Raw genomic sequence first — 5535 nt, 5'->3', positions numbered from 1 at the left:
CAGATCCTTTCTGTGTTCCCTGGCTTTGTGCTGCAGCAGATTCAGAACAGCATCGCCGTGCGTCAGTTGTTGCCCAAGAGCATCTCCAGCTCGGAACTCAACTGGACCTATCTCGGCTATGCAGATGACAGTCCCGAGCAGCGCAAGGTCAGACTCAAACAGGCCAACCTCATCGGCCCGGCCGGATTCATTTCCATGGAAGACGGAGCTGTCGGTGGATTCGTTCAGCGCGGCATCGCAGGTGCGGCCGACCTTGACGCGGTCATCGAGATGGGCGGAGACCACGAAGGCTCTAGCGAGGGCCGCGCCACGGAAACCTCGGTTCGCGGCTTTTGGAAGGCCTACCGCAAGCATATGGGACAGGAGATGCAAGCATGATCAATGAAATTCAAATCGCGGCCTTCAATGCCGCTTACGCGAAGACCATAGACAGTGACGCCATGGAGCAATGGCCAACCTTCTTCACGAAGGATTGCCACTATCGCGTCACCAATGTCGACAATCATGCTGAAGGGCTTGCTGCCGGCATTGTCTGGGCGGATTCACAGGACATGCTCACCGACCGAATTTCTGCGCTGCGCGAAGCCAATATCTACGAGCGCCATCGCTATCGCCATATTCTGGGACTGCCTTCGATCCAGTCAGGCGATGCAACACAGGCCAGTGCTTCCACGCCGTTCATGGTGCTGCGCATCATGCATACCGGGGAAACTGAGGTCTTTGCCAGCGGTGAGTACCTCGACAAATTCACCACGATCGATGGCAAGTTACGTCTGCAAGAACGCATCGCAGTTTGCGACAGCACGGTGACGGACACGCTGATGGCATTGCCGCTATGACAATAGTGCACCGTAGATTGGCTTTGGCCATCGGCGACCCCCACGGTATTGGCCCTGAAATCGCACTGAAAGCTCTTCAGCAGTTGTCTGCCACCGAAAGATCCCTGATCAAGGTCTATGGACCGTGGAGCGCTCTTGAACAAGCAGCGCAGATCTGCCAAATGGAGCCCCTTCTTCAAGACCTCATTCATGAGGAAGCCGGCTCGCTGGCACAACCAGTGCAATGGGGAGAGATCACCCCGCAGGCAGGCCTATCCACGGTGCAATCTGCAACAGCAGCCATCCGGGCGTGCGAAAACGGCGAAGTCGATGCCGTCATTGCTTGCCCCCACCATGAAACGGCCATTCACCGCGCAGGCATAGCGTTCAGCGGCTACCCATCTTTGCTCGCCAATGTTCTTGGCATGAACGAAGACCAGGTATTCCTGATGCTAGTGGGTGCTGGCCTGCGCATAGTGCATGTCACTTTGCATGAAAGCGTGCGCAGCGCATTGGAGCGGCTCTCGCCTCAGTTGGTGGTCAACGCGGTGCAGGCTGCCGTGCAGACATGCACCTTACTCGGAGTGCCTAAACCAAAAGTCGCTGTATTCGGGATCAACCCTCATGCATCTGAAGGACAGTTGTTCGGCCTGGAGGACTCCCAGATCACCGTTCCCGCTGTCGAGACACTGCGCAAGCGCGGCCTAGCAGTAGACGGCCCCATGGGAGCTGACATGGTTCTGGCACAGCGCAAGCACGACCTGTATGTAGCCATGCTGCACGATCAGGGCCATATCCCCATCAAGCTGCTGGCACCTAACGGAGCCAGCGCACTCTCCATCGGTGGCAGGGTGGTGCTTTCCAGTGTGGGCCATGGCAGCGCCATGGACATTGCAGGCCGTGGCGTGGCTGACTCCACGGCCCTCCTGCGCACGATCGCCCTGCTCGGAGCCCAACAGGTCTGAGGCCCTTCCATGAATTATCAAATCCATATCCACGACTCTGATATCGCGTTCCCCTGCGCGCCCGGGCAATCCGTGCTGGATGCCGCCCTGCAGGCCGGCATCGAACTACCTTATTCCTGCCGCAAAGGTAGCTGTGGCAATTGTGCGAGTACCCTGCTCGATGGAAATATTACTTCCTTCAATGGCATGGCCGTGCGCAGCGAACTCTGCACCTCGGAGCAGGTATTGCTGTGCGGCTGCACCGCCGCCAGCAATATCCGTATTCAGCCGAGCTCCTTTCGCCGCCTCGACCCGGAAGCCCGCAAACGTTTTACGGCCAAGGTGTACAGCAATACACTGGCGGCACCCGATGTCTCGCTGCTGCGCCTACGCCTGCCTGCGGGCAAGCGCGCCAAATTTGAAGCCGGCCAATACCTGCTGATTCACCTCGACGGCGGGGAAAGCCGCAGCTACTCTATGGCCAATCCCCCCCATGAGAGCGATGGCATCACATTGCATGTCAGGCATGTACCGGGTGGTCGCTTCAGCGCTATCGTTCAGCAGTTGAAGTCTGGTGACACATTGGATATCGAACTGCCATTCGGCAGCATCGCACTGAAGCCTGATGACACAAGGCCCCTGATTTGCGTTGCAGGTGGCACGGGATTTGCGCCCATTAAATCCGTTCTTGATGACTTAGCCAAACGCAAGGTTCAGCGCGACATCACGCTGATTTGGGGTGCTCGCAACCCCTCGGGCCTATATCTTCCTAGCGCCATCGACAAGTGGCGCAAAGCCTGGCCACAGTTTCGCTACATTGCAGCCATCACCGACCTAGGCGATGTGCCTGCGGATGCTCACCCAGGTCGGGTGGATGACGCGCTACGCATACACTTTGGCAACCTGCACGATCATGTTGTGCACTGCTGTGGCTCACCGGCCCTTGTTCAATCCGTGCGCACAGCAGCTTCCGATATGGGCCTGTTAGCACAGGACTTCCACGCGGATGTTTTTGCGACGAGCCCGACTGGTAGCCACTAGAAGTAGCTATTCATGCGATATCAACACGGCGGGATATGACGGAGGCTGAGCTTGCGAGTGACTTGATGGGGAATGTTTGATAAACACTGAAAGGGGCTTTATGCCTAATGCCAGTCAGTTAAGGTTCAGCTGCCTCTAGATGAGCTAAAAGGCAACGTGTTTACACGTTGCCTTTTTCATTGATGGGTATTCTCTCAGGCGCATTGCGCCAATGTCTCTCTCAAGCGCCAGATCAGCTTGATCAATTGGCAGCTTTCATTGATCGTTCTTGAATCGCCCCGGGTTTTGAGGAGGCTCCAACACTTGAGAAGATGGAGCTATGACCAAGTCAAACAAGTTCTCGCCCGAGGTGCGCGAGCGTGCCGTACGCATGGTGCAGGAGCACCGAGCCAACTACCCTTCGCTGTGGGCAGCCATTGAATCAATAGCCCCCAAGATTGGCTGCGTGCCGCAGACCTTGAAGGGGGCGTTTCAGAAAACGGAAAATAAAGCACGTTAAGCCATTGAATAGCCGAACAGCTCAATGCTCATGCCGGTGATGGGCGTCCGGGAAATGCGTGTGCGAGTGCGTCAACGGTTCGTGCTGGTGCCGATGGTCGTGCTTTGTACCAGGCGTAACAGAAAAATCGTGCCCATGTTGGTGATGTTCGTCGTGGACGTGTTGATGCTCGTGCTCCGTCACTTCGTGCGTGTGTGGATGCTCATGGTGTTCGGTCAAATGCAGCCATATGCCCCATGCCATCAGCGATCCCGCGATCAATAACGAGGCGCTGACTGAATCGCCCATTGCGACGGCGATTACCGCTCCGATGAACGGGGCAACCGAGAAATACGCGCCAGTGCGGGCTGTGCCGAGATGGCGCAGCCCTATGACAAACAAGGCCAGGCTGACACCATAAGAGAAAAAACCGACCAGCATCGCGCCTGCTCCGCTCTGCCAAGACGGCAGGGATGCGCCCAGCGCTATGGCCAGTGCGAGGTTGACTGTTCCGGCGGCCATGCCTTTCAGCGAAGCAACCCACGTCGTATCCAACAGCGACACCTTGCGCGTCAGGTTGTTGTCGATGCCCCAGGCGAAACAGGCGCCTAGAACGGCTAACGCCGATGGCCACCCGGCAAATCGCGCTTCACCGGGCCAGTTCAGTACGAGCACGCCCGCCACGATGGCCACCATGCCCAGTGCAATGCGTCGATCAAAGTTCTCTTTGAAGGCGAACCAGGCCAGCAGTGCCGTGAATACGCCTTCGGCGTTCAGTAGCAACGAAGCGCCTGAAGCAGGCATGCCGGTTAGCCCCAGCATTAACAAGACGGGGGCAATGACACCACCGGCCAAAACCGCGCCCGCGAGCCACTTCATTTCACCGCGTGGTACACGCGCGGACGGCGCACGGCGCAGCCAGCGGTAGAGCGTCAGCCCGATCCCTGAGCCGAGATAGAGCAGTCCGGCAAGCAGCCAAGGGCTGACGCTGCTCAGGAGATGCTTGGCCAGCGGGGTGCCCGCGCCGAACAATATCGCAGCGCCTAATGCGGCCGAGATACCAGGATCTAAAATTCTTTGTGATAGCATCATCAATTACACCTTGAGGGGCGCTAGGCCGGTTGCAACGGTCGTAACGGCCTGAACTTGCCCACGCCGATCTTGGCGCTGCTGCGCCACAGGTAATCACCGGTCAGGTTGATGTGCTCCCAGCCCAACGGCGACAGGTGCGGCCTCCTTCTTCTTGAAAACGTTCGTTTGTGACAGGCCTGCCAAGGCAACCGGCGCTGTCGTTATCAGAAGGCGAATGCAGGAAATGTCAGGCCCCATCTGCACTACGCCGTGATGCCGTCATTTGCCCTCGATCAGCTCCCCAAAAAGCTCTTTCACCTTGGCCTTAGCTTCTTGCAACGCGATACGGCCTTGTTCGGTTATTTCGTAGACCCGCCGTTCACGACGGCCTGTGCGCTCATGCCGTGAAGTGAGATAACCCTTCTTTTCCAATCCGTGCAGCATCGGATACAAGGTGCCCGCGCTGATCTCGTAACCGTGGTGTCGCAATTCCTCGATGATGCCGAGGCCGAAGATGGGTTCTTCGGCTGCGTGATGCAGGATGTGCAAACGGATCAATCCGCCGTAAAGGTCTTTGTCGGTCACGCTCGGAACCTCACAGGGTCACGCTCAACAACCAGCCCGCGACACCACTACCAACTACGACCAGCCACGGCGGCAGCTTCCAGAACATCAGGGCAACCAGTGCCACAAGGGCCAAGCCGAAGTCTTGCGGTGCATGGCACGCATCAGTCGCTCCACAGTACAACGTGCCACCGGGATGCCCTCGCGGTTCATCTGCAGCCAGACCTTATCGGCCCCGTAGACCTGCCAGTTGGCATGCCACACGCGCTGGATGTCCGCCTTCAAGCACTCGTCACGCTGGGCGCGTTGACTGCGCAGTTGCGGGTTACGTTGCCGGGCTGCGTGGCGCCAGTAACACGATGGGGCCATCTGCAGCACCCGGCAGATGGGCTCGACCCCGTAGTCGTCACGGTGGCGGTCGATGTAGTTCTTCAAGACTTCAATCGGCGGTCGAGCTCCGCCTGCGCAAAAAACGCGCTGGCCGTCTTCAGGATGTCGTTGGCCCGGCGCAGCTCCTTGACCTCACGTTCCAGCTCCTTGATGCGCTGGGCTTCTGACGTGGTGGTACCGGCACGCTGGCCGCTGTCGACCTCGGCCTTCTTGACCCAATCGTTCAAGG

5 protein-coding genes, 3 pseudogenes and 1 other annotated feature are annotated in these 5535 nt (G+C 58.1%); of the genes and pseudogenes, 5 read left to right on the top strand and 3 right to left on the bottom strand.

Annotated features, from left to right (window positions below; genetic code table 11):
- From BV908_RS21715 to BV908_RS21695, 5 genes and pseudogenes are all read left to right on the top strand, one after another.
- Positions 1-378 (top strand): annotated as a pseudogene (locus BV908_RS21715) (SRPBCC family protein); the annotation flags it as partial.
- A complete protein-coding gene (locus BV908_RS21710; protein ID WP_034369201.1) occupies positions 375-839 on the top strand; it encodes a nuclear transport factor 2 family protein in 465 nt (154 codons plus the stop codon). The pseudogene BV908_RS21715 and the gene BV908_RS21710, both read left to right, overlap by 4 nt.
- On the top strand, positions 836-1783 hold the full coding sequence (locus BV908_RS21705; RefSeq protein WP_034382993.1) for a 4-hydroxythreonine-4-phosphate dehydrogenase PdxA: 948 nt from the start codon (positions 836-838) through the stop codon (positions 1781-1783). Before BV908_RS21710 ends, BV908_RS21705 begins: the two co-directional genes overlap by 4 nt.
- Before the next feature lie 9 nt (positions 1784-1792).
- Positions 1793-2803 (top strand): FAD-binding oxidoreductase, encoded by a 1011-nt coding sequence (locus tag BV908_RS21700; protein WP_103739187.1) that lies wholly within the window; start codon positions 1793-1795, stop codon positions 2801-2803.
- A 319-nt stretch (positions 2804-3122) separates the two neighbouring features.
- Positions 3123-3263, top strand: a pseudogene (locus tag BV908_RS21695) (IS3 family transposase); the annotation flags it as partial.
- A 60-nt stretch (positions 3264-3323) separates the two neighbouring features.
- On the opposite strand, the gene BV908_RS21690 reads toward BV908_RS21695, so the two are convergent.
- The 3 genes and pseudogenes from BV908_RS21690 to BV908_RS21680 form a co-directional block, all read right to left on the bottom strand.
- A complete protein-coding gene (locus tag BV908_RS21690) occupies positions 3324-4373 on the bottom strand; it encodes a DMT family transporter (protein WP_103739186.1) in 1050 nt (349 codons plus the stop codon).
- A gap of 258 nt (positions 4374-4631) precedes the next feature.
- Positions 4632-4937: a PadR family transcriptional regulator gene (locus BV908_RS21685; RefSeq protein WP_103739185.1), complete on the bottom strand. Its 306-nt coding sequence runs from the start codon at positions 4935-4937 to the stop codon at positions 4632-4634.
- Between the two features lie 135 nt (positions 4938-5072).
- A pseudogene (locus BV908_RS21680) lies at positions 5073-5535 on the bottom strand (IS3 family transposase); the annotation flags it as partial.
- Positions 5277-5393: a sequence feature (AL1L pseudoknot), on the bottom strand. It overlaps the preceding pseudogene by 117 nt.

The organism is Diaphorobacter sp. LR2014-1, from assembly GCF_002916785.1.
GTDB lineage: Bacteria > Pseudomonadota > Gammaproteobacteria > Burkholderiales > Burkholderiaceae_C > Diaphorobacter > Diaphorobacter nitroreducens.
Note: the sequence above shows the minus strand (reverse complement) of the source record. Positions and strands in the feature narration are given on the sequence as shown.

Excerpts from the sequence above, each read along its gene's own strand:
- BV908_RS21710 (WP_034369201.1), top strand. The coding sequence starts at position 375 with ATGATCAATGAAATTCAAATCGCGGCCTTCAATGCCGCTTACGCGAAG.
- BV908_RS21705 (WP_034382993.1), top strand. The coding sequence starts at position 836 with ATGACAATAGTGCACCGTAGATTGGCTTTGGCCATCGGCGACCCCCAC.
- BV908_RS21700 (WP_103739187.1), top strand. The coding sequence starts at position 1,793 with ATGAATTATCAAATCCATATCCACGACTCTGATATCGCGTTCCCCTGC.
- BV908_RS21690 (WP_103739186.1), bottom strand. The coding sequence starts at position 4,373 with ATGATGCTATCACAAAGAATTTTAGATCCTGGTATCTCGGCCGCATTA.